Raw genomic sequence first — 21,778 nt, forward strand, 5'->3', positions numbered from 1 at the left:
ATGCCGATCTTCATCGACCGCCGCCTGAACCCGAAGGACAAGAGCCTGGGCAATCGCCAGCGCTTCCTCCGGCGCGCCCGTGATGAGCTCAAGCGCAGCATCCGCGACCACGTCCGGACAGGTCGTATCGCCGACATTGACCGCGAGCATGCCGTGCCGATGCCTCGCAAGGGCACCAGCGAACCGACCTTCGGTGACGACAAGGAAAGCGGCAGGCGCCAGCACATCCTGCCCGGCAACAGGACATTCAGCCCTGGCGATCTTATCTCCAAACCGGGCGGCGGCGGAGGCTACGGATCGGCTCCAGGGACCACGGAATCCGAAGACGACTTCCGCTTTGTGCTGTCACGCGAGGAAGTGCTCGACCTTTTCTTCGAGGACCTCGAACTGCCGGATCTGGTCAAGCTCAATCTCAAGCAGATACTGAGCTTCAAGCCGAGACGGGCAGGCTTCACGGCAAGCGGAGCGCCGACCAACATCAATGTCGGGCGCACGATGCGCAACAGCCATGGGCGCCGCATCGCGCTCAGACGCCCCAAGCAGGCGGAGTTGGACGCAATCGCCCTGCAGATTGCCGAGCTTGAAGCGAAGCCGGCAAGCACGGCCATGAGCGAACGCATCGCTGCCCTGCGCGAGGAATTCGACCGGATCGAGCGCAGGCGCAGGCGAATTGCCTATGTCGATCCGGTCGATATCCGGTTCAATCGCTTCGATCCCCAGCCGGTGCCGAACGCCAGCGCGGTGATGTTCTGTTTGATGGACGTCTCCGGCTCGATGGGAGAGCGCGAGAAGGATCTGGCCAAACGCTTCTTCGTGCTGCTGCATCTGTTTCTGGCACGGCGCTACGAACGCACCGAGGTCGTCTTCATCCGCCACACCCACGAAGCCAAGGAGGTGGACGAGCATACGTTCTTCTACCACACCGAAAGCGGCGGTACGGTCGTCTCCACCGCACTCGAGGAAATGCACCGCATCATCGAGGAACGCTACCCGGTCGCCGAATGGAACATCTACGCCGCACAGGCCTCCGACGGCGACAATTTCGCCACCGATTCCGAGCGCTGCATAGAACTGCTCGACCGCAAGCTGATGCGGCTTTGCCAGTATTTCGCCTATGTGGAGATCATCGACGAGCGGGAAAGCCACATTTTCGGCTCGACCGAGAACGGCACATCGCTCTGGCGCGCCTACAACGCCGTCGACGGAAAATGGCCGAATTTCCAGATGAGGCGCATCGCCGCGCCGGCCGACATATACCCGGTCTTCCGCGAGCTCTTCGCCAGGCAACCTGATCTGCGCAAGAGCGCTTGAGGACTGAGGCTCGAAGGGACATAGGCCGATGGTCAGCCAAGCGCGCAAATCCGAATTGCTGTTTTCCGGGTCGGACTGGGATTTCAACAAGCTGTCCCGCGTCTATGACGAGATCGAAGCGATCGGCCTCGAAGAGCTTCGCCTCGACATCTACCCGGTGCAGATGGAGATCATCTCTTCCGAGCAGATGCTCGACGCCTATTCGTCGGTGGGCATGCCGCTGATGTACCGGCATTGGTCATTCGGCAAGCACTTCCTCTACAACGAACTGCTCTACCGTAAGGGCGCACGCGGTCTGGCCTATGAATTGGTCATCAATTCCAATCCCTGCATCGTCTACCTCATGGAAGAAAACACCATGGCCCTGCAGGCTTTGGTGACGGCGCATGCCGCGCTGGGACACAACCATTTCTTCAAGAACAATCACCTTTTCCGGCAATGGACGGACGCCGGCGGCATCCTGAGCTATCTGGATTTTGCCAAGAGCTACATAGCCCGATGCGAGGAACGGCATGGCATGGCGGCAGTGGAGGCAATCCTGGATTCGGCCCACGCGCTGATGGAGCAGGGTGTGTTCCGCTATCATCGGCCGCCGAGACTGTCGTCCGAGCAGCAGCGCGAAGGGCTGCGCGAGCGCCTGGAATACGAGGAGCGTTCGTTCAACGATCTCTGGCGGACACTACCGCCTTCGCAAGAGAGCGACGATACCAAAACAGCCGGTGACGACGACGCGGCGGAGCGGAAGAAATCGCTCAATCTGCCGGAGGAGAATCTGCTCTATTTCCTCGAGAAGAACAGTCTCGTCCTCGAGCCCTGGCAGCGCGAGATCGTCAGGATCGTGCGCGTCATCGCGCAGTATTTTTACCCGCAGCGGCAAACCCAGGTGATGAACGAAGGTTGCGCGACCTTCGTGCATTACACGCTCATGAATATGCTGTTCGACCGTGGCCGCATCAGCGAAGGCGCCATGCTCGAAATCCTGCGCAACCACTCGAACGTGGTCTTCCAGCCGGCCTATGACGACCCGCGCTTTTCCGGCATCAATCCCTATGCGCTGGGTCTCGACATGATGCAGGATATCCAGCGCATCTCGACCGCGCCGACCGCCGAGGACCGCGACTGGTTTCCCGACATCGCCGGCCGCGGCGACTGGCGCGACACCTTGCTCGACGCCTGGGCCAACCATCGCGACGAATCCTTCATCCGGCAGTATCTGAGCCCAAGGCTGATCCGCAAATGGCGGCTCTTCGTGCTGGCCGACGGTGCCGACGAGCCGCACTATGAGGTGGCCTCGATTCACAATGAGCGCGGCTATGGCAAGATAAGGTCGGCGTTGGCGCAAAGCTACGATATCGGCGCCAACCGTCCCGACATCCAGGTGGTTGACGTCGACCTGCTCGGCGACCGGCATCTGCGGCTCCAGCACACGGTCAAGGATGGCGTCATGCTCGAGGGCCAGAGCCGCGACGCAACGCTGCGCCATATCCGCAACCTCTGGGGCTATGATGTCAGCCTGGCGGCAATCGATGCCGGTACCGGCGCGATACTCAGCGAGCGTTGGACCAAGGAACTTTGAGGGCATCGCCGGACATCGACACGCGCCTTAGCCCTCGCTGGCGGGGCGTATCCGCAATCTGGCGATGCGGTTCTTCTCGCGCTTCATCACCACGAAACGCTTGCCGTGGAAGGTGAAGGCCTGCTTCTCCTCCGGGATCGACTGCGTCTCATGAATGACGAGGCCGGCGATCGTCGTGGCTTCCTCGTCGGGCAGGTCCCAGTCGAGCGCGCGGTTCAAATCGCGGATTGGCACCGTGCCGTCGACGACGACCGAGCCGTCGGCCTCTTTCTTGACGCCCTGCATGTCGATGTCGTGCTCGTCGGCGATCTCGCCGACGATTTCCTCGATGATGTCTTCCAGCGTCACCAGCCCTTCGACCTCGCCATACTCGTCGACGACAATGGCGAAATGCGCCTTGCGCCGCAGGAAGGCATTGAGCTGTTCCTGCAAGGTGGTGGTGTCTGGCACGAACCACGGCTTGGCCGCGATCTTCATGACGTCGATCCGCGAAAAATCGTTGCCGACCTCGTTGAGAGCCCTCAGCAGATCCTTCGCGTGCAGGACGCCGACGATGTTGTCGAGCGAGCCCTTCCACAGCGGCATGCGGGTGTGCGGGCTCTGCAGGATCTCGCGCACCACCGCCTCCGGCGCATTGTCGGCGTTGACCGAGCGCATATTGGTGCGGTGGACCATGACATCCGACACTTCGAGCTCGTCGAGATCGAACAGCCCCTCAAGCCGATTGCGCTCCTCGGCAGCCGTGCCCTCGCGCCGGGGTTCGTCGCCGTCTTCATCCTTACCGTTGCGCTCGGACCGCTGCGGCGGCTCGATCGGCCGCAGCGCATAGCCGCAAGCGGCAAGCAATCGGGCGCGGAAGAAAAGCGCGAAAAGCACGATGGCGGCAAGGACGGCGGCGACGATCCAGCCGGCGCCGTTCATCTGGGATGGCTCATCTCGAGTCATCCGGGATGGCTCGATTTGAGGAAGGAGAGCACTTCCGACGACGGCACGTCCTTGGCGATGAAAGCCTGGCCGATGCCGCGCGTCAGGATGAAGGTCAGCGCGCCGCGCGAGACCTTCTTGTCCTGGGTGATGAAGCCGAGCAAAGCCTCGGCATCCGGCAGCTCGCCTGGAATGTCGGCCATCCGCCAAGGCAGGCCGACGGCGCGCAGATGCGCTTCGACGCGCTCCGCGTCGTCCGGGCTCGCCAGATTGAGACGCGCCGAGAAGCGGTGCGCCAGCGCCATGCCGATGGCGACGCCCTCGCCATGGACGAGCCGGCTCCCGTCATACTGCGTGGCAGCTTCGAGCGCATGACCGAAAGTGTGGCCGAGATTGAGCAAGGCGCGGTCGCCGGTCTCGAACTCGTCGCGGGCAACGACGTCGGCCTTGGCGCGACAGGCCTCGGCGATCGCCTCGACCCGTGCCGAACCGCCGGCAAAGACTTGCCCCCAGTTCTGTTCGAGCCAGGCGAAGAAGGCCGGGCGGTCGATCAGCCCGGATTTGGCAAGCTCGGCATAGCCGGCGCGGAACTCGCGGATCGGCAGCGTGTCGAGCACCTGGGTGTCGGCAAGCACCAGCCTGGGCTGGTGGAAGACGCCAACGAGGTTCTTGCCGCGCGCGCTGTTGATGCCGGTCTTGCCGCCGACGGAAGAATCGACCTGCGCCAGCAGCGAGGTCGGTATCTGCACGAAATTCATGCCTCGGCGGACAATGCCGGAAGCAAAGCCGGCAAGGTCGCCGATGACGCCGCCGCCGAGCGCGATCACCACGTCGCGGCGTTCGAGCCTTGCCGCGAGCACGCCGTCGACCACTTCCTCCAGATGGATGAAACTCTTGGTCTTCTCGCCCGCAGGCAGCTTGATGACGGCGGACTGGATGCCGCCTTTGTCCAACCCAGCCTTCAGCGTGTCGAGATGTGCGGCGGCGACATTTTCGTCGGTGATGATGGCCGCGCGGGTACCGGGAAGCCGGCGCGCGATCTCCTCGCCGGAGCGCGTCAACAGCCCTGAGCCGATCAGAATGTCATAGGCGCGGTCGCCGAGCCCGACCTCGACCTTCACCGGTTCGGCATTGCTCACGATTGAATCTCGCCAGTTGTGGCGCTTGTAGCGCCGGTTGCGATCGCGTCGATGCCAAGATGGGCGCAGAGCGCGGCGACGACTTCGCCGGCGATGATCTCCTTGCGGTCGTCGCGCGTCGGCACAGTCAGGTCGGCGATGGCATAGACCGGATAGCGCTCGCCCATCAGCTTCTCCAGCACGCCACGCGGGTCGGGATTCTTCAAGAGCGGCCGGTTCTGCTTCTTCGAAACGCGCTCCATCAACAGGTCCAGATCGGCCTTCAGCCAGACCGATACGCCATGCGCGGAAATCGCCTCGCGCGTCTGCGCGTTCATGAAGGCGCCACCGCCGGTCGACAGCACCTGCGGTCCGTTCTCCAGCAGACGCAGGATCACCCGCTGCTCCAGCGCGCGGAATTCCGGCTCGCCATAGCGCTCGAACAACTCCGGCACCGTCATGCGCGAGACGCTTTCGATCTCCTGGTCGCTGTCCATGAAGGGCAGCGACAGCATCGTCGCCACCTTGCGGCCGATCGCGGTCTTGCCGGCGCCCATCAGTCCGACGAAGACGATCGACCGGCTTCCGAGCCGTTCGATCAGCGCGGCACGGCCTTCGTCCGTCGGATTTGGTGGCAGAGCGTTCATCGGGGCCTCTTTGCGCCGTATCGACATCAAAAGCCTGTTTGCGTCAAGCACGGCCGGACAAACGGCCGCGAAGCTTCCCGGCAAAACCTCCTGTTCACCGGAATCCTTCGTGCTTGAATTGGCCGGATTGGCGTCCCATAAGGGCACAGGGCTTTGGAAAAGCAGAACAACAAGACGGGCGAAAATTGAATGCCGACTTTGTTTCGCTTCGTCGTGACGCTGGCGGTTCTTGCAGGCATTGCCTATGGCGCGATGTTCGCGCTGGCGATGTTCGTGGAGCCGAAAAAGGCGGAAATGAGCATCCGCATTCCGGCCGAAAAGCTCAACCCCAAGAAAAACTGACTCAAGAAAACCGACAAGGAGCTGATCCGGCCCGATGAACAGCGCCGCCCGCATCGAAGCCTTCCTCGAAATGATGAGCGCCGAGCGCGGCGCGGCCGAAAACACGCTTTCGTCCTACCGCCGCGACCTGGAGGATGCTTCCGAGGCGATCAACGGCGGACTGGCGGGCGCGGGATCGGCCGACATCCGCGCCTATCTCGACGACATCGCCGCGCGCGGCTTCGCGCCGACTTCGCAGGCGCGCAAATTGTCGGCGATCCGCCAGTTCTTCAAATTCCTCTATGCCGAAGGGCTGCGCGGCGACGACCCGACCGGCACGCTGGACAGCCCGCGCAAGGGCCGGCCGCTGCCGAAGACGATGAGCGAAGCCGAGACCGGGCGCCTGCTCGACCGGGCAGCGCAGGAAGCCGGAGAATCCGGGCCGGACGGCGACAGACTGGCCGCGTTGCGCCTGCACGCGCTGGTCGAAGTGCTCTACGCAACGGGCTTGCGCGTGTCGGAACTGGTCGGCCTGCCGGTCACGGTGGCGTTGCGCGACGATCGCTTCTTCATGGTGCGTGGCAAGGGCAACAAGGAACGCATGGTGCCGCTCTCGACCAAGGCGCGCGCCGCCATGCGCGCCTGGCTCGCCGCAAGGGCCGAGCGGCCGGCCTTTGCCGAGAGCCCGTTCCTGTTTCCGGCCTCTTCCGACAGCGGCCATCTCTCCCGGCAGGTTTTCGCCCGCGATCTCAAGGGGTTGGCCGCGCGGTCCGGCATAGCGTCGGCGAAGATCTCGCCGCATGTGCTTCGCCATGCTTTTGCCAGCCATCTCCTGCAGAACGGCGCCGATCTCAGAGCCGTTCAGCAACTTCTTGGCCATGCCGACATCTCGACCACGCAGATCTACACCCATGTGCTGGAGGAGCGGCTGGTGCGGCTGGTCAACGATCATCACCCGCTTGCCGACTAGGCCTCATATCGCTATGTGAGGGCGACGTTCCACCGCCCGGAGCCGGCATTTCAGCGGTTCCGCCAGCCATTTGCCTTCCGACGGATCGGTCCGCTCAAGCATGTACAACTACCTCGACTTTGAAAAGCCGGTGCAGGATCTGGAGCTCAAGATCCTTGAGCTGAAGAAGCTTGCCGAGAACGGCGAGGCGGTCGATGTCGGCGAAGAGATCAGCAGGCTGGAAAAGCGCTCGCGCGACGCGTTGCGCGACCTCTATAAGGCGCTCACGCCCTGGCAGAAGGTGCAGGTAGCGCGCCATCCCGACCGTCCGCATTGTGTCGACTACATCAAAGGGCTGTTCACCGATTTCACGCCTTTGGCCGGCGACCGCAATTTCGGTGACGACCAGGCGATCGTCGGCGGCTTCGCGCGTTTTCGCGGCGAGCCGGTAGCGATCATCGGCCAGGAAAAGGGTTCGGACACCGCAAGCCGCATCAAGCACAATTTCGGCTCGGTCCGGCCGGAAGGCTATCGCAAGGCGGTGCGGCTGATGGAATTGGCCGACCGCTTCCAGATCCCGCTCCTAACGCTGGTCGACACGGCCGGTGCCTATCCCGGCGTCGGCGCCGAGGAGCGCGGCCAGGCCGAAGCGATCGCGCGTTCGACCTCGGCCTGTCTTTCGCTGAAGGTGCCGTCGATCTCGGTGGTCATCGGCGAAGGCGGCTCCGGCGGCGCCATCGCGATCGCCACCGCCAACCGCGTCTATATGCTGGAGCACGCCATTTATTCGGTGATCTCGCCCGAAGGCGCCGCCTCGATCCTGTGGCGCGACACCACGCGCTCGAAGGATGCGGCGACCAACATGAAAATTACCGCGCAGGACCTTCTCGAGATGAAGATCATCGACGCCATCATTCCCGAGCCGATGGGCGGCGCCCAGCGCGCGCCGGAAACGGTGATTGCGTCCACCGGCGACCTCATCGCCAGGACGATGAAGGATTTCGCCGGCGCCAACACCGATTTTCGCGAGCAGCGCCGCGAGAAATACCTGGCGATGGGCCGCAGCCTCTGACCTCCCAAGTTCCGGCAAGACGTTCAACTGTGGCCGGAATAAGCAATTCCGCCACAAAAATGCCGCCGGATTCGGCTCAATGGAAATCGCCGTGAGGGGTTTGCCAAGGCTTGCGGTAAGGAATTTTCAAGGTTAACGGGCTTACGGTCCACTGGTGTTCAGCCTATGGGCCTGGCCATGCCGACAGCCGTTGGCCCGAGAGAAGAGACGTAGCCGTATCGATGTTTGCCAAGCTTGCCCGCACCGGAGTCCTGATCGCCGCTATCGGCGTCGCCGGCTGCAACGATTCGTCGATGAAGGACTTCGCGCCGGAGGCCAACAAGCCGTTGCCCGACAAGATCCTCGCCGACATGAGGGCCAAGGGCATGGTACGCACCTCCTCGGTGATGGCGCGCATCTTCAAGGAAGAGGGCAAGCTCGAGATCTGGAAGGCCAAGACCAATGGCCGTTACGATCTTGTCGCCACCTACGACATCTGCAAATGGTCGGGAAAGCTCGGCCCCAAATACACCGAGGGCGACCGCCAGGCGCCGGAAGGCTTCTACACGGTGCGTCCCTCGCAGATGAATCCGCGCTCGAGCTACCATCTGTCCTTCAACATCGGCTTTCCCAACGCCTATGACCGCGCCAATGGCCGCACCGGCCAGAACCTGATGGTTCATGGCGCTTGTTCGTCGTCCGGCTGCTATTCGATGACCGATGCCCAAATCGAGCAGATCTATGCCTTCGGCCGCGACGCCTTCCAGGGCGGCCAGACCGAGTTCCAGATCCAGGCCTTCCCGTTCCGCATGACCGCCGCCAACATGGCGCGCTACCGCAACGACCCGAATTACGAATTCTGGAAGATGCTGAAGGTCGGCTATGACAATTTCGAGATCACCAAGGTGCCGCCGAAGGTCGACGTCTGCGAGAAGCGCTACGTCTTCAACCAGGTGGCGCCGGAAGGTACGACCTTCGACCCGACCGGCCCCTGCCCCGCGACCATGCAGCCTGACTCGTTGAAAACGGCCTACGCCGACTACGAGAAGCGTTATGACGCGGCCTTCAAAGCAGCCGTCAATTCCAGCACGCCGCCGCCGAAGCCGACGATTGCCGGCATCAAGGAAGCGAGCATCGTTTCCGACTGGTCGAAGCGCCGCGCCCGCGGCGAGCGCGTGCCGATCGACCCGCCGTCGCTGAATTCCGACGGCTCGGTGACCGAAACGACCCGCATGGGCCGCATCGATTCCCCGCTCGGCCGCAAGATGGCGGCAGCCGACGCGGAAAAGGAAGCCAAGCGCAAGGCCGAAGAGCAGCGCCTGGCCGCGATCGAGGCGGCCAAGGCCGCCAAGGCAGAGGCAAGGGCGCAGGCGCTGGCCGAGAAGGAGGCCGCCAAACAGGCGGCGCAGCAGCCGGTCGTCACCGCTGGCGTCGAAGCCGCGCCCGCCCAGCCGGCGCAGGAAACCCAGGCCGCCGCCGACGCTGACCAGGGCACCGTGTCGAAGCTGAAGAAGAAGCTTCTCGGCATGTTCGGCGGCTGAGACTTCCGCTTGGCAAAGCCGCCCGCCATCTACGATCTCAAGGGACTGAACTGTCCGTTGCCGGTGCTGAAGGCTCGCAAGCGGCTGGCTGCGATGCGACCCGGCGCCCGGCTGTGGCTCGAAACTACCGATCCGCTGGCGGTGATCGACATCCCGGCCTTCTGCGCCGATGCCGGCCACCAGCTGCTCGAGACGGCGGCCGTCACTGGCGGCCACCGCTTCCTGGTCGAACGCGGCAACGCGGCTGACCTGCTTGCTTCAGCTTAAAGCCCGGCAATCGCGAGCGGATTGGCTTCCAGCGCCGCGCGGTCCGGCGTGTCGATCGACGGCTTGTTGGTGAAGGCCGCGAACAGCCGCTGGATATAGTCATCCGGCATGTCGAGCGTGATCAGCACCAGCCTGGTTCCGCGCTGGCCGTCGGGCCAGGCCGGCAGTCTCGCCGGCGGATGCAGGATCTTCTGCACGCCGTGGATGACCAGCGGCCGCGAGGGATCCTCCGCGAGTTCGATGACGCCCTTCATGCGCAGGAGTTTCTCGCCATGCGTCGAGCGCAGGAGGTCGAGGAACATCTCGATCGCCGAGAACGGCACCGGGCCGTCATGGACAAGCGAGTGCGAGCGCACGCGCGTGTCGTGGCGATGCTCATGATGGTGGTGGGGACCATGGTCGCCGTCATGGTGGTGATGGTCGTGATCATGGTCGTGCGCCGCCTCCTCGCCAAGCCAGCGCCGCACGTCGGCGGACTTGGACTGAGGGTCGTAGAGCCCGCAATTGAACAGCGCCGCGGCGCCGGCCTCCTCGACATCGAGCACGACGGCGCCCGGATTGATCTGCTTGAGCCTTGCCCCCAACGCCTCGACTGCGGCCGCGTCCACAAGGTCGGTCTTGGTCAGCACGACGCGGTCGGCCACCGCGGCCTGTTTCACCGCCTCGACATGGGTGTCGAGCGTCGCCTCGCCGTTGACGGCGTCGACCAGCGTGATGACGCCGTCAAGCCGGAACGACTGCACCAGCGCCGGATGCGCCATGATCGACTGCAGCACCGGTGCCGGATCGGCCAGGCCCGTCGTCTCGACGACGACGCGGGCCAATTTCGCGATACGGCCGGTCTGCAGCCGGTCGACAAGATCGGCGAGCGTATCGACCAGGTCGCCGCGCACCGTGCAGCAGAGGCAGCCGTCGGAAAGCTGGATGATGCCGTCCGAAGCCCGCTCCACCAGCAGATGGTCGATCGCCACCTCGCCGAACTCGTTGATGATCACCGCCGTATCGGCAAGCGCCGGATCCTTGAGCAGCCGATTGAGCAGCGTCGTCTTGCCGGCACCGAGAAAGCCGGTGAGCACCGAAACGGGAATGGGAAAGCCGCTCATTGGTTTAGCTAATTGGCAGCTTTGACGGGCTGGTCGCCCTGCGCTCCGGCAGCGGCGGTCGCCAGCGGCTCGGCGCCGGGCGGCGCCGGCCTGTCCGGTCGCCAGACCGGCAGCGGCACATCGGCATAGTTCTGGTCGGTCTGGTCGACGAAGGCCTTCGGCGCGGGTCCCGTGGCGCCGCCGAGGCCGACTGCGATGAGCGTGGGATGGGCGAGCTTCACCTGATAGGGCGATTTCGGTTTATTCTTGGCGGCAACCTCGGGCGCCGCCTCCGATTGCTCCGCCTTCGGCTTTTTCGCGCAGATCTCGTCATGCATGTCGTTGGGTGACAGCGTGTCGCCATATGGCTTGAGAGCGGCGAGCGTGGTCGAACCGACCGCCGGCATCTCAAAACCCTGGTCGAGCAGCTTTGCCGCCGCTTCGGCGCGGCTGACCGCCGATTTTTCGCCAAGCACCACGGCGACGAGCGTGCGCCCGTTGCGCGTCGCCGAGCCGATCATGTTGAAGCCGGAAGAGCAGACGAAGCCGGTCTTCATGCCGTCGGCGCCCGGATAGCGGCCGATCAGGAGATTGTAGTTCGGGAGCGCCTTCTTGCCGACGGCAAGGCCTTCGATCGAGAACCACGGGGCATATTGCGGAAAATCATTGCGCAACGCCGTCACCAGCACGGCAAGGTCGCGCGCGGTCGTATACTGGTCCGGCGAATAGAGCCCGTTCGGATTGACGAAATGCGTGCCCACCATGCCGAGCCGGGCCGCCTCGGCGTTCATGCGCTCGGCGAACGCGGCCTGCGACCCGCCGATATTCTCGCCGACCGCCATGGCTATGTCGTTGGCCGACTTGACCAGCATCATCTTCAGCGCATTGTCGAGCCGCATCACCGAACCCGGCTTGAAGCCCATCTTGCTCGGCGGCTCGCCGGCCGAGTGCTTCGTCACCTTGATCGGCGAATCGAGCGCCACCTCGCCGGCCTGGATCGCGCGGAAGGCGACATAGGCCGTCATCAGCTTGCTGAGCGAGGCCGGATACCAACGCTTGAACGCGTCCTGGTGCTCCAGCACAAAGCCGCTCTTGAGGTCGAAAAGCACGACCGGATTGGCGCGCACCGTGCCGGCAAGCGCCGGAAGCGCCAGCGCGCCTGCCAGCAACAGGTTGAGGAAATGCCTTTGCCGCATGATCAAATCCGAAATCGCCTCTTGCCGTGATCGCCGCTGGCTCCGTAAGATTTCGTTACCCATCGCCAGCATAATGCGACCCGGCCCTCGACCCCGGGCCGCATTGTTGCGGTGCTATTTACCCTATGTGACGCCAAAATGGCAAAGTGCCATATATTCACAATTGCTGAGCAGTGGCCCTGAACCGACTGCCGCCAGTCAACCAAGAGATGGACCGACCATGCCGATTCTGAACCGCGCCGCGCAAATGCAGGAAGAAGTTGCCGGCTGGCGACGACATCTGCACCAGACACCGGAGCTGAATTTCGACGTCTTCCAGACCGCCGGTTTCGTCACCGAGAAGCTGACGGCCTTCGGCTGCGACGAGGTGGTGACGGGACTGGGCAAGACCGGCGTCGTCGGCATCATCCGCGGCCGCAAGGGCGATGGCCCGACCATCGGGCTGCGCGCCGACATGGACGCGCTGCCGATCGACGAGATCACCGGCAAGCCGTGGGCCTCGACCGTGCCCGGCAAGATGCATGCCTGCGGCCATGACGGCCACACCGCCATGCTCTTGGGCGCCGCCAAATATCTGGCCGAGACGCGCAATTTCGCCGGCACCGTGGCGGTGATCTTCCAGCCGGCCGAGGAAGGCGGCGGCGGCGGCAACGAAATGGTCAAGGACGGCATGATGGAGCGCTTCGACATCGAAAAAGTGTTCGGCATGCACAACATGCCGGGCCTGCCGGTCGGCCAGTTCGCCATCAAGCCCGGCCCGATCATGGCCGCGACCGCCGAATTCACCATCACCGTCAAGGGCCGCGGCGGCCATGCCGCGATGCCGCACGGCACGATCGACCCGATCGTCATCGCCAGCCAGTTGGTCGGCGCGCTGCAAACCATCGCCTCGCGCAGCACCGATCCGGTCGAGTCGGTGGTGGTGTCGGTGACGAAGTTCCACGCCGGCGACGCCTATAACGTCATCCCCGAAAGCGCCGAGATCGCCGGCACCGTGCGCACGCTGAAGAAAGAAGTGGCCAAGAAATCGGAAGAGCGCATTCGCGCACTCTGCGCCGGCCTCGCCTCCGCCTTCGGCGCCACCATCGAGGTCGATTACGACGCCAACTACCCTGTCACCTTCAACCATGCGGAGGAAACCGTGTTTGCGGGCGATATCGCCGCCGACATCGCCGGCGACAGCCACGTCCACCGCGCCATCCAGCCGGTGATGGGCGGCGAGGATTTTTCCTATATGCTGGAAGCGCGCCCCGGCGCCTTCATCTTCATCGGCAATGGCGACTCGGCCGGCCTGCATCACCCGGCCTACGACTTCAACGACGAGGTCATCCCGCACGGCATGAGCTATTGGGTGAAGCTGGCCGAGACCGCGCTGGCAGCCTGAGCGCACGCAGGCGAAGGCGACGTTCCGCCATCCGGCTTGGCGGCGCGGCCCACCGAGATGAATTGCAGCCCGAGGGGAGGTCAGCATGCCCCTTGGCGAACCGGCCCGAAGCGTTTATGTGTCGGGCCGCGTGGTCCCGTAGCTCAGTAGGATAGAGCGGCAGATTCCTAATCTGTAGGTCACAGGTTCGATTCCTGTCGGGATCACCATATTTTCAAAAGGCTTGGCGAGCAGGTCGCCGCACGCTGGGGTCAAAGTGATCCCGAAGTGAACGGCCCCGAAAGATGGTGCCTGCGCATAAGCGTGGAGAGGCGGTTCGCCGCTTCGGCGAATGCTTCGCCTCCGGAAGCGATCAGCGCCGGTCGTTCCTGCTCGGGCGCTGCCAGAACGCGTTCCCAGAATGCGGCTATGAGTGCGCTCGACCGCGCGAGGTCGGCGGCCACGGCCTGATCGGCGGCCAGCGCCGCCAAATGCCGAGATGTAATGCCGCCGATGCCGGGCGGCACTTTCGCTCCCATGTCGAGAAAGCCCGGAGGCAGCGATCCTTTCAGATTGTGGACGCGATGCTCGACGATGGCGGCGTAGATCTGGTCGACAGCCTGCTTGGCGCCGGCGACACGGGAGGGGTGGTCGGTGTCGGCCGCGGCGTGAGGGAGGAGTTCCAGACGCTGGCCATAGGCCTCGACCAGTCTGAGATAGGGCAGCATTGGTCCCGAAAGCGTGCTGCCGTCCTTGAACAGGTCCGCATCGATCGCCGCATGGGAAACGCGCCCTGACGCCAGCGCGCGCTCCAGTGCTGCCACATCGACCAGCTCGCCGCGATCGTAGTTGATGAGCACCGCGCCGTGGTTGAGGAGGGAGAGGACTTCATCTCCGATCAGTCCGGCATTGGCGTATCGCTGCTGGCCGGCATCGAAGGGACCGAGGCCTAGGTGGACCGAAAGCGCGTCGGCGCCGCGCGCGGCGTCTTCCATGGTCTCGGCATAGTCGAAGCCTTCCGCCTCGATCCATTTATGGTGACGGGACCGCGCATGGATGGTGACCCGCATGCCGAAGGCCTGGCCGAGCCTGGCGAATTCCCGGCCGATATTGCCGTAGCCGATCACCGCCAGCCTCTTGCCTTCGAGCTTCTCGGTCGGATAATGCCGCAGATCTTTTCCGGTATCGAACTGCCCGCCGGCGACCAGGGTGTTGAGCTTGTCCACGGGAAGATCCGGCCTGACTTTCAGCAGCGCCTTCATCGCCATTTGCGCGGTCGCGCGGCTGTTGATGCCCGGCGTGTTCATCAACGGCGCTTCGCCGCCTTCCCCGCTGCCTCCGCCCCACGATGCCGAGCCCATATTGCCGGTGCCGGCGCCGATGCGCACGCCGCCAAGGCGGAATCTGGTCTCCGCCGGAATGAACGTCGCGGCGGCGATGACGGCGTCGTAGCGGCCGTCACCGGCCTCTGCCAGCAATTCGTCACGCGTGCTCAATTGCGGCAGGTAGAAGAAATGCAGCCTGTCGGGGTCAAGGGCGCCGGCCTTGGCGATGCCTGTCTGGTGGAACACGCCACCCTTGGCTTCGATATAGGCCTTGACCTCGCTGTGGTCGGGATTGCCGTCCGCGCCAAAGCGCAGCCCGACAAAATCGCAGATCAGAATATTGGCTGATGTCATGGAGCGTGGTTTCCCTGCAGTTGTCTCCAGCTACTCCAATCCGTGATCCGATGGATCGCGCGAAACGGCATATCCGGGTCGCAAGCGAGAGATCGCCGTAAGGAAGTTAAAACTTGTCGGCTCTGAAAGGTGAGAACCCGCGAAATGGCGCAGGCGCAGAAGAGCAGGCTCGCGCCCGAAGCCGGCCTGGTCGGCGTCAACCATATGTTCCGGAGAAACCGACAACGGTTGGATCGGGCATGCGCGTTCCTCGGAAGCCGGCGCCGGATCTAATTTCTATAATTTTTATAGATTCTGGCTTGTCTTAGAAGGGAACGATCCGCCTTTCGAGGGCTCCTCCCCGAACAATTTTCCATGGATCGGACTGATCGTGGCCAAATGCCCGGCCGGGTCAGCCTGAGATGATTTCGTAGTGAACGATCTGGGCGTCGCCGAGGGACGATCTGCGTCCGGGCGAGATGACGCCGGAGCCGAAGAGAAGAATATCTTCGCGGCGTATGAACACTTCATGGCCGGGTCCCATCGACACAAATGTGCCCGACGAGCTTCGCTCGACAAGGCGCGCTTTACCATTCGAAATGGTGAAGGTCGCGTGGTGCCTTGAAACCCAGGGCCGCTGGACGACGATATCGCATTCCGGAGATCGGCCGATCGTCACCAGTTCGTTGTTTCGGCAGGATCGCGACTGATCTCCATAATGGATGATCAGATTGACCTGCGGCGGCGGGGCAGAGCGCCTTTCGACAAAGGTACCTCGGTTGGCGATGTGCGTGCTGAGGGCCTCATTGTCGCTTCGCAGCGTATAGACATCGAAGAGTTCTTGCTTGCCCTTGAAGGCCATCTTGTCGAGGAGCCGCAAGGTACTGCGGCTGCCCGCGGAAAGGGCTTCGAAGAAGCTCTGGCTGATCAGCACCTCCCCTGGGTTGGCCGTGGCGGACAACCTTGCGGTGACATTGACAACGTCGCCGAATACCGCGTCCCGCGCGCGAATGACCGCCCCGAAATGCAATCCGATCCGGGCGATCAAGGGCTTTTTCGACAGTTGATGGCTGATTTGGCAGACCGCCATCAGCGCCGCCTCCGAGCTCTCGAACAGGCTGAGCACATCATCACCCTTCGAGTAAATGAAGTCGCCGCCGTGTTGGGCGACGATCTCGCGTATCGCGTCGAGGCAATCCGAGACCTGCCGCAAAGCGGCATCGTCGCCGATGCGCTCATAGAGCGGCGTGCTGCCCACGACATCAGCCAAGAGGACCGCGGCTAAAAGTCTTTCCTGATCCATCGACTCGTATCCGCCCGAGAATGCAGCGTGTATAACATACCAAAGTCGACTTTGATTTATCTGCGTGCGCGCCAAAGGGCCGGCGCAACTGGGCAAGTGCTTTGGCGCGATTATCTCGCACGGACAGGCATCTGCCTTCGCTCATCCCGCCAAACGGGTTATCGCCTCAAAAAATAGCGGCGAAAGAAGTTTTGTTCACTAACCCGGGCTACCGGCCGCCGGATTGGCGATGATCGCCGCCCGGAAGCGGGCGACGAAATCGTCCAGCGCCGGGCGTTCGGCATCCGAGATCGCCCAGTAGGAGAAGGCATCGTCGGTCCAGTGGACCAGAAGGAAGCCACCTGCCGACAGATCGTCCGCCACCGGCACCGATTTGGCCTCGTTCTGCCGGGGTTCGGCCACCAGCGTGATCAGATGCTCGTGATGGCGGTAGACCAGCGCCGGCATCGGCCTGTCGCCGATCACCTCGACGCGTCCGCCGAGCAGGGCGTAGCCGTCCTTGGCCATGTCGGGCGCCGCAGGCGAGACGCCGATGCGGCCGTCGAGCCATGGCTTCACCGTATGGCGGTCGGACGAGACGATGTCGACTGGAGTCGCCGCAAGCAGGCTGCGGCGATGGCCGTTGGCGACGGCCACGGCGAAGCTGTCGGACCCATTGTCCGCCGTCGCCAGCCACTGCGTCGCGCCGCTGGCCAGAAACGCCGTCAGCACGATCGAGGCCGCCATCTGGCGCCAGTCGAAGGAATTGAACCAGCGTGCCGCGCGCGGCCGCAACTCGACGACATTGCCTTGCTGCTGTTGCGGCTGTGACTGCGCCTTCACGGCCGTGGATTGGACGACTTCGCCGGCCCCCCTCACCTCGGCGATGGCCGCAATGCGGGCCAGGAAATCGTCGCTGACGGTCGGACGCGGCACATTGGCGACAGCGCCGCGCAGCGCCACCAGGCGCGCATGTTCGGCGGCAAGCTCCGGATCGGCGGCCATCCACCGCTCGACCGCCAAAGCGGCTGCGGCATCGAGCTCGCCATCGACAAGGGCGTGGATCATCAGCTTCATGTCCTGCGGGTCTTGCGGCAATCCGTCCTCGCGCGGGCGATTTTCATGCGGGCTCATGGTGGCGCCCTCCAAGTTCCGTCATCAAGAGGCCGCGGGCTCTCGCCAGCCGCGACATCACCGTGCCCTGCGGCACGCCCAGCATGGCGGCGATCTCGCGGTAGCTGAGACCGTTGATGTCGCGCAGCACAAGTGTTTCGCGGAAGGCTTGCGGCAGCCTGGCGATCGCCGCTTCCACCGCCGCCGAATTGGCCTTGGCGATCAGCGCCGCCTCCGGGCTGTCGGTGTCAGTGTCGGGCGGCGGCGACACGTCGTCGAGATCGGCGAGGTCGCCGACGGCGACCACGCTGCGCGGGCGGTTGCGCGCCATCCATGTGTAGGAAGCGTTGCGCACGATGGTGAGCAGCCATGCGCGGGGGTTTCCCCCAGCGAACCCGGCAATGCCCGCATGCGCCTTGAGGCAGGCCTCCTGCACCACATCCTCGGCGTCGGCTTGATTGCCGGTCAGCCAGCGGGCAAGCGACAGCGCATCGCTAAGATGCGGCAGCACCACTTCGGCAAAACGCGCTGCCAGCATCTTTTCGCTCAACACCGTTCCGCCGTCGGGCGCTCCCGCCATGGGTTTGCCGCCCTCAGCGGGAGGCGACGATCTGTCCCTGCTCGTGTGGGTGAAGATCGCGACCGCAGGCGATGGCGCCTGCTTCGAGGGAGGAGAAGGCATTGGTGTCACCGGAGTCAAGTGTCTCGGAAGCAAGGCGTGCCTCGGAAGAGGACGGCGCATCGCTGACTGCAACGGGGCGGTCGCCGTCATGGTCGTGGATCTCGATGGTTGCGATCGGCAGGGATCACGGCCGGCGTCGGGGCGGTATCGCCCGGACCGGATGCGCCCGGCTCATCCGCTCCAGGGGACGCCGGCGGCTGACGCCTTCGCCCTCTTCAGCCCGTGCGTATTGGTCTTCTCGCCGCTTCATGATGGTCTCCTGCTGTTGCGCACAAATGGCGCATGCTCTGGAGACCCGCAGACCGGGCGGTTTATTCCCGGCCGGTCGGCTTTTTCGTTAACGCCAACTTGATCGAACGGCGTGCGGGCCTACAGCGCCTGCAGCGCAAGCCCCGCCAGAGCCGATCCCGCCAGCGTCGGCAGCATGCCGAGTTTCAGCCTGAACATGGCGACCATCGACGCCGCCGACAGAAGCGCGGCGCGCCAGTCGAGCGAGGACAGGACCGGAACCTCCACGCCCCAGCCGACGCTTGCGACCTTGCCGAAGACGACATGCAGCGCGAACCACAGCGCAAGGTTCATGATGACGCCCACCACCGCCGCGGTGATCGCGCCGAGCGCCGCCGCCAGCGCCCGGTTCTGCCGCAGCTGCTCGATGTAGGGCGCGCCTAAAAATATCCAGAAGAAGCACGGGACGAAAGTGGCCCAGAGCGTCAGCGCCGACCCGAGCGATCCGGCAAGCAAAGGATTGATTGCACCGGCATGGCGATAGGCGGCGGCGAAGCCGACGAATTGCAGCACCAGGATCAGCGGCCCGGGCGTCGTTTCGGCAAGCCCCAGCCCGTCGACCATCTGTCCAGGCGAAAGCCAGCCGAACGAGGTCACCGCCGCCTGTGCCACATAGGCGAGAACCGCATAGGCGCCGCCGAATGTGACCACGGCCATCAGGCTGAAGAAACCGCCGATCTGCGTCCACACGCTGCCCGGCCCCGCCAGCACGGCGACCAGTGCTACAGGCCCCAGCCAGAGCGGCAGCCAGATGGCGATGGTGCGGGCCGCATGCCATCTGGTCGGCACGGTGTGGCCGAGCTCACCGCGCTCGAACATCAGGTCGACCACGCCTTTGATGTCGGCGACGCTGCCCTTGCCATGTGCCGAGCCGGAAAACAGCCGTGGCGCAAACCGATTGCCGATCCAGCCGATGAGGCCTGCCGCGAGCACGATCAGCGGGAACGGCACTCTGGCGACGTAGATGGCGAGGAAGGCCGCCACCGCGATCACGATCATGGCCCGGTTCTTCAGCGCCCGCTTGCCGATGCGGATCACCGCTTCGACGACGACGGCAAGCACCGCCGCCTTGACGCCGAAGAACAGCGCCTCGACGACCGGTGCATCGTTGTAGAGCATGTAGAAGCTACTCAAGCCCAGCATGACCAGCGCGCCCGGCAGCACGAACAGGCTGCCGGCGACGAGACCGCCTGCCGTCCGATGCAGCAGCCAGCCGATATAGACGGCAAGCTGCTGCGCCTCGGGCCCGGGCAGGAGCATGCAGTAGTTGAGCGCGTGCAGGAACCGCTCCTCGCCGATCCAGCGGCGCTCCTCGACCAGTTCCTTGTGCATCAGCGCGATCTGCCCGGCCGGCCCGCCGAAGGACAGCAGGCCGATCTTGGCCCACAGCCGCGTCGCCTCGCGAAAGCTCGGCACGGTCGGGACATCGACCAGCGGCGCGGCGTCGTTCTTGGCGAGTGCTGTCATTACGCCTTGCCTCCTGCCGGCCAGTTGTGCGTCTCGTCTGCGGCATCGCGGCACCAGCGGAAGAAGGCGTCATAGAGGAGCATGCCGGCTTCGAGCTGCTCGAGGTCGTCGCGGAACATGCGCGACAGGCCGAGCGAGGCGGCGAGGAACCCGGCCGCCTGCGGCACGAGGTCGAGGCGCGCCGTATCGGCGCCGCGCACGATCAGCGCCAGGCGATCGAGCGCTTCGACGCGCAGGCCGAACTCCTCGATCATCGTGTCGAAAGTGCAGCGATCCCCACGATGGCTCCAGAACACGCCCTCGATGTCGAAGGGAACCGCTGCGAAGCGGTCCGCCACAAGAGGCACTTCGGCTGGATCGACGAACAGGAAAACCGCCTGGGGATCGACGAAACGGCGGATCAGCCAGGGGCAGGCGATGCGGTCGACCTTCGGCCGCGAACGCGTGACCCATACGGTGCGGCCCTTCTCGTCGCGGGGCGGGATCGCGCCGGCGCTGACCAACGGCGCCCTGGCGGCGACCCAGGCCTCGAAGCCGCCTTCAAGCGATTCCGCCGGAATGCCTTCGTGGCGCAGCCACGCGGCAACGCCTTGCGAGAGTTTCTGTCCCCTCTGGCAGATCACGACGACTTTGCGTCCCGAAAATTCCGACGCCCAGCTTGAGACAGTCCTGAAATCGCGCCGGCATGACGCCGGCAACAGGCGCGGATCGGCTTCATAGTCCTCGTCGATGCGCACATCGACCAGGCAAGGCGCATCGGGCAAGCCGACGAGACGGGAAAGCTGCGGAACGGTGATTGCGGTTGTTGACGGCATAGCGTCCACCTCCTGAGCAAAGAGAGTTTGGACGCGATCGTTGGGCTGACGCCTCACGGGGTCGTCGCGGGGAACCCCTTGCCGGAATGCTGGAACGATCACCGCCGATTGTCAAGGAAGGCGTTGCCTCCGACCGCCTTCGTTTTGCGATCGCCGTTGCGCTTACTGCGCCGTCCAGCCGCCATCCATCGGCAGGGTCGTGCCGGTGATCTGCCTGGCGGCGTCCGAGCACAGGAACAAAGTCAGCGCCGCCAGTTCCTCGACGGTGACGAATTCCTTGGTCGGCTGCGCCGCAAGCAGCACGTCGTGCTTGACCTGTTCCTCGGTCATGCCGCGCGCCTTCATCGTGTCGGGAATCTGCTTCTCGACCAGCGGCGTCCAGACATAGCCGGGCGCGATCGCATTTACGGTGATGCCGTCCTGCGCCACTTCCAGCGCCACCGTCTTGGTCAGGCCGGCGATGCCGTGCTTGGCCGAGACATAGGCCGACTTGAACGGCGAGGCGACCAGCGCATGCGCCGAAGCCGTGTTGATGATGCGGCCCCATTTGCGGCTCTTCATGCCGGGCACCGCCGCCTTGATGGCGTAGAAGGCGGCGAGAAGATTGATGCGGATGATGGCTTCCCATTTGTCGTCGGGAAATTCCTCGATCGGCGCGACATGCTGGATGCCGGCATTGTTGACCAGGATGTCGAGGCTGCCGAATGCCGCCTCGGCCTCGTGGATCATGGCGGTGACGGCGGCGCCGTCCATCATGTTGGCGCCCGAGTAACGGCACTTGACGCCGAAATCCTTTTCGATGCCGGCCCGCTCCTGCTCGATCGCCGCCGCGTCGCCCAGGCCGTTGATGGTGACGTTGGCGCCCTCTGCGGCGAAGGCACGGGCGATTGCAAGGCCGATGCCGCTGGTCGAGCCGGTGACGAGCGCATTCTTCGAAGACAGGGAACCCATGGGAGATCTCGCAAGAGGTGGGAGGGACTTATCAACGCAACGAGTTGGGAGAGCAGATAGTTGGTGCAGTGCAGCACGACAATGGCACGGCCATGTGTCGGCTCGATTACACCGCGGCAGCGCCATTTTGCCGGCTCCGTGGCGGCGTGTCGCCGGGCTGACACGGCACTGTCATG

General features: G+C 64.2%; 20 protein-coding genes and 1 tRNA gene. 9 read left to right on the top strand and 12 right to left on the bottom strand.

The features are described from left to right. The gene (locus LB529_RS15275) at positions 1–1,311 is read left to right on the top strand and encodes a YeaH/YhbH family protein (protein WP_224711526.1); all 1,311 of its coding nucleotides are present in this window, start codon (positions 1–3) and stop codon (positions 1,309–1,311) included. A gap of 28 nt (positions 1,312–1,339) precedes the next feature. Continuing rightward, positions 1,340–2,887 carry a SpoVR family protein gene (locus LB529_RS15280; RefSeq protein ID WP_224711527.1) on the top strand — a complete coding sequence of 516 codons (1,548 nt, stop codon included), beginning with the start codon at positions 1,340–1,342 and terminating at the stop codon, positions 2,885–2,887. 27 nt (positions 2,888–2,914) lie between these two features. Here LB529_RS15280 and LB529_RS15285 read toward each other — a convergent pair whose 3' ends face one another. The 3 genes from LB529_RS15285 to LB529_RS15295 are packed head-to-tail and all read right to left on the bottom strand — an operon-like array spanning position 2,915 to position 5,576. Further along, positions 2,915–3,808 (bottom strand): HlyC/CorC family transporter, encoded by an 894-nt coding sequence (locus tag LB529_RS15285; protein ID WP_224711528.1) that lies wholly within the window; start codon positions 3,806–3,808, stop codon positions 2,915–2,917. 20 nt (positions 3,809–3,828) lie between these two features. Beyond that, complete coding sequence (gene aroB / locus LB529_RS15290; protein ID WP_224711529.1) at positions 3,829–4,950, bottom strand: 3-dehydroquinate synthase; 1,122 nt, start codon at positions 4,948–4,950, stop codon at positions 3,829–3,831. After that, the gene (locus LB529_RS15295; RefSeq protein WP_224633340.1) at positions 4,947–5,576 is read right to left on the bottom strand and encodes a shikimate kinase; all 630 of its coding nucleotides are present in this window, start codon (positions 5,574–5,576) and stop codon (positions 4,947–4,949) included. Before LB529_RS15295 ends, aroB begins: the two co-directional genes overlap by 4 nt. A 189-nt stretch (positions 5,577–5,765) precedes the next feature. Here LB529_RS15295 and LB529_RS15300 point away from each other — a divergent pair, with 189 nt between their 5' ends. From LB529_RS15300 to LB529_RS15320, 5 genes are all read left to right on the top strand, one after another. Further along, positions 5,766–5,918, top strand: a complete 153-nt coding sequence (locus LB529_RS15300) for a hypothetical protein (protein ID WP_042643428.1) — start codon at positions 5,766–5,768, stop codon at positions 5,916–5,918. A gap of 34 nt (positions 5,919–5,952) precedes the next feature. Continuing rightward, positions 5,953–6,867, top strand: coding sequence for a site-specific tyrosine recombinase XerD (locus LB529_RS15305; RefSeq protein ID WP_224633341.1), 915 nt, complete (start codon positions 5,953–5,955; stop codon positions 6,865–6,867). 100 nt (positions 6,868–6,967) lie between these two features. After that, positions 6,968–7,918 carry an acetyl-CoA carboxylase carboxyltransferase subunit alpha gene (locus tag LB529_RS15310; protein WP_140843171.1) on the top strand — a complete coding sequence of 317 codons (951 nt, stop codon included), beginning with the start codon at positions 6,968–6,970 and terminating at the stop codon, positions 7,916–7,918. 221 nt (positions 7,919–8,139) lie between these two features. After that, positions 8,140–9,438, top strand: a complete 1,299-nt coding sequence (locus tag LB529_RS15315) for a murein L,D-transpeptidase family protein (protein ID WP_224711530.1) — start codon at positions 8,140–8,142, stop codon at positions 9,436–9,438. A 9-nt stretch (positions 9,439–9,447) separates the two neighbouring features. Further along, a complete protein-coding gene (locus LB529_RS15320) occupies positions 9,448–9,705 on the top strand; it encodes a sulfurtransferase TusA family protein (RefSeq protein ID WP_095767426.1) in 258 nt (85 codons plus the stop codon). Here the strand turns inward: LB529_RS15320 and LB529_RS15325 are convergent. Together LB529_RS15325 and LB529_RS15330 are read right to left on the bottom strand one after the other, a co-directional pair. Then, complete coding sequence (locus tag LB529_RS15325) at positions 9,702–10,808, bottom strand: CobW family GTP-binding protein (RefSeq protein WP_224711531.1); 1,107 nt, start codon at positions 10,806–10,808, stop codon at positions 9,702–9,704. The two genes, LB529_RS15320 and LB529_RS15325, sit on opposite strands and share 4 nt — an antisense overlap. Positions 10,809–10,816: 8 nt before the next feature. Next, positions 10,817–11,983, bottom strand: a complete 1,167-nt coding sequence (locus tag LB529_RS15330; RefSeq protein ID WP_224711532.1) for a D-alanyl-D-alanine carboxypeptidase family protein — start codon at positions 11,981–11,983, stop codon at positions 10,817–10,819. A gap of 220 nt (positions 11,984–12,203) precedes the next feature. On the opposite strand from LB529_RS15330, the gene LB529_RS15335 reads away from it, so the two are divergent. Together LB529_RS15335 and LB529_RS15340 are read left to right on the top strand one after the other, a co-directional pair. After that, positions 12,204–13,367, top strand: coding sequence for a M20 aminoacylase family protein (locus LB529_RS15335; protein WP_224711533.1), 1,164 nt, complete (start codon positions 12,204–12,206; stop codon positions 13,365–13,367). Positions 13,368–13,499: 132 nt separating this feature from the next. Then, positions 13,500–13,576, top strand: a tRNA-Arg gene (locus LB529_RS15340). A 42-nt stretch (positions 13,577–13,618) separates the two neighbouring features. On the opposite strand, the gene LB529_RS15345 is transcribed toward LB529_RS15340, so the two are convergent. The 7 genes from LB529_RS15345 to LB529_RS15375 all read right to left on the bottom strand — a co-directional run bounded on the left by LB529_RS15345 (position 13,619) and on the right by LB529_RS15375 (position 21,602). Next, complete coding sequence (locus LB529_RS15345; RefSeq protein ID WP_224711534.1) at positions 13,619–15,025, bottom strand: NAD(P)-dependent oxidoreductase; 1,407 nt, start codon at positions 15,023–15,025, stop codon at positions 13,619–13,621. 391 nt (positions 15,026–15,416) lie between these two features. Then, on the bottom strand, positions 15,417–16,307 hold the full coding sequence (locus tag LB529_RS15350) for an adenylate/guanylate cyclase domain-containing protein (RefSeq protein WP_224711535.1): 891 nt from the start codon (positions 16,305–16,307) through the stop codon (positions 15,417–15,419). A 198-nt stretch (positions 16,308–16,505) separates the two neighbouring features. Then, a complete protein-coding gene (locus tag LB529_RS15355) occupies positions 16,506–17,420 on the bottom strand; it encodes an anti-sigma factor family protein (RefSeq protein WP_224711536.1) in 915 nt (304 codons plus the stop codon). Then, positions 17,407–17,979: a sigma-70 family RNA polymerase sigma factor gene (locus tag LB529_RS15360; RefSeq protein ID WP_140842977.1), complete on the bottom strand. Its 573-nt coding sequence runs from the start codon at positions 17,977–17,979 to the stop codon at positions 17,407–17,409. Before LB529_RS15360 ends, LB529_RS15355 begins: the two co-directional genes overlap by 14 nt. A 471-nt stretch (positions 17,980–18,450) precedes the next feature. Further along, positions 18,451–19,836, bottom strand: a complete 1,386-nt coding sequence (gene chrA / locus LB529_RS15365) for a chromate efflux transporter (RefSeq protein ID WP_224711537.1) — start codon at positions 19,834–19,836, stop codon at positions 18,451–18,453. Beyond that, the gene (locus LB529_RS15370) at positions 19,836–20,651 is read right to left on the bottom strand and encodes a chromate resistance protein ChrB domain-containing protein (RefSeq protein ID WP_224711538.1); all 816 of its coding nucleotides are present in this window, start codon (positions 20,649–20,651) and stop codon (positions 19,836–19,838) included. Before LB529_RS15370 ends, chrA begins: the two co-directional genes overlap by 1 nt. Positions 20,652–20,813: 162 nt before the next feature. Further along, a complete protein-coding gene (locus LB529_RS15375) occupies positions 20,814–21,602 on the bottom strand; it encodes a 3-hydroxybutyrate dehydrogenase (RefSeq protein ID WP_224609352.1) in 789 nt (262 codons plus the stop codon). Positions 21,603–21,778 lie beyond the last annotated feature (176 nt).

This window comes from Mesorhizobium sp. CA5 (assembly GCF_020165105.1).
In the GTDB taxonomy this organism is placed as follows: domain Bacteria; phylum Pseudomonadota; class Alphaproteobacteria; order Rhizobiales; family Rhizobiaceae; genus Mesorhizobium.

What these genes read in the sequence shown, in the direction of transcription:
- LB529_RS15330 (WP_224711532.1), bottom strand. Translation starts at nt 11,983, where the DNA reads ATGCGGCAAAGGCATTTCCTCAACCTGTTGCTGGCAGGCGCGCTGGCG.
- LB529_RS15300 (WP_042643428.1), top strand. Translation starts at nt 5,766, where the DNA reads ATGCCGACTTTGTTTCGCTTCGTCGTGACGCTGGCGGTTCTTGCAGGC.
- LB529_RS15370 (WP_224711538.1), bottom strand. Translation starts at nt 20,651, where the DNA reads ATGCCGTCAACAACCGCAATCACCGTTCCGCAGCTTTCCCGTCTCGTC.
- LB529_RS15335 (WP_224711533.1), top strand. Translation starts at nt 12,204, where the DNA reads ATGCCGATTCTGAACCGCGCCGCGCAAATGCAGGAAGAAGTTGCCGGC.
- LB529_RS15375 (WP_224609352.1), bottom strand. Translation starts at nt 21,602, where the DNA reads ATGGGTTCCCTGTCTTCGAAGAATGCGCTCGTCACCGGCTCGACCAGC.
- LB529_RS15355 (WP_224711536.1), bottom strand. Translation starts at nt 17,420, where the DNA reads ATGAGCCCGCATGAAAATCGCCCGCGCGAGGACGGATTGCCGCAAGAC.
- LB529_RS15325 (WP_224711531.1), bottom strand. Translation starts at nt 10,808, where the DNA reads ATGAGCGGCTTTCCCATTCCCGTTTCGGTGCTCACCGGCTTTCTCGGT.
- LB529_RS15295 (WP_224633340.1), bottom strand. Translation starts at nt 5,576, where the DNA reads ATGAACGCTCTGCCACCAAATCCGACGGACGAAGGCCGTGCCGCGCTG.
- chrA (WP_224711537.1), bottom strand. Translation starts at nt 19,836, where the DNA reads ATGACAGCACTCGCCAAGAACGACGCCGCGCCGCTGGTCGATGTCCCG.
- LB529_RS15345 (WP_224711534.1), bottom strand. Translation starts at nt 15,025, where the DNA reads ATGACATCAGCCAATATTCTGATCTGCGATTTTGTCGGGCTGCGCTTT.
- LB529_RS15285 (WP_224711528.1), bottom strand. Translation starts at nt 3,808, where the DNA reads ATGAACGGCGCCGGCTGGATCGTCGCCGCCGTCCTTGCCGCCATCGTG.
- LB529_RS15305 (WP_224633341.1), top strand. Translation starts at nt 5,953, where the DNA reads ATGAACAGCGCCGCCCGCATCGAAGCCTTCCTCGAAATGATGAGCGCC.
- LB529_RS15360 (WP_140842977.1), bottom strand. Translation starts at nt 17,979, where the DNA reads ATGGCGGGAGCGCCCGACGGCGGAACGGTGTTGAGCGAAAAGATGCTG.
- LB529_RS15350 (WP_224711535.1), bottom strand. Translation starts at nt 16,307, where the DNA reads ATGGATCAGGAAAGACTTTTAGCCGCGGTCCTCTTGGCTGATGTCGTG.
- LB529_RS15310 (WP_140843171.1), top strand. Translation starts at nt 6,968, where the DNA reads ATGTACAACTACCTCGACTTTGAAAAGCCGGTGCAGGATCTGGAGCTC.
- LB529_RS15275 (WP_224711526.1), top strand. Translation starts at nt 1, where the DNA reads ATGCCGATCTTCATCGACCGCCGCCTGAACCCGAAGGACAAGAGCCTG.
- LB529_RS15280 (WP_224711527.1), top strand. Translation starts at nt 1,340, where the DNA reads ATGGTCAGCCAAGCGCGCAAATCCGAATTGCTGTTTTCCGGGTCGGAC.
- LB529_RS15315 (WP_224711530.1), top strand. Translation starts at nt 8,140, where the DNA reads ATGTTTGCCAAGCTTGCCCGCACCGGAGTCCTGATCGCCGCTATCGGC.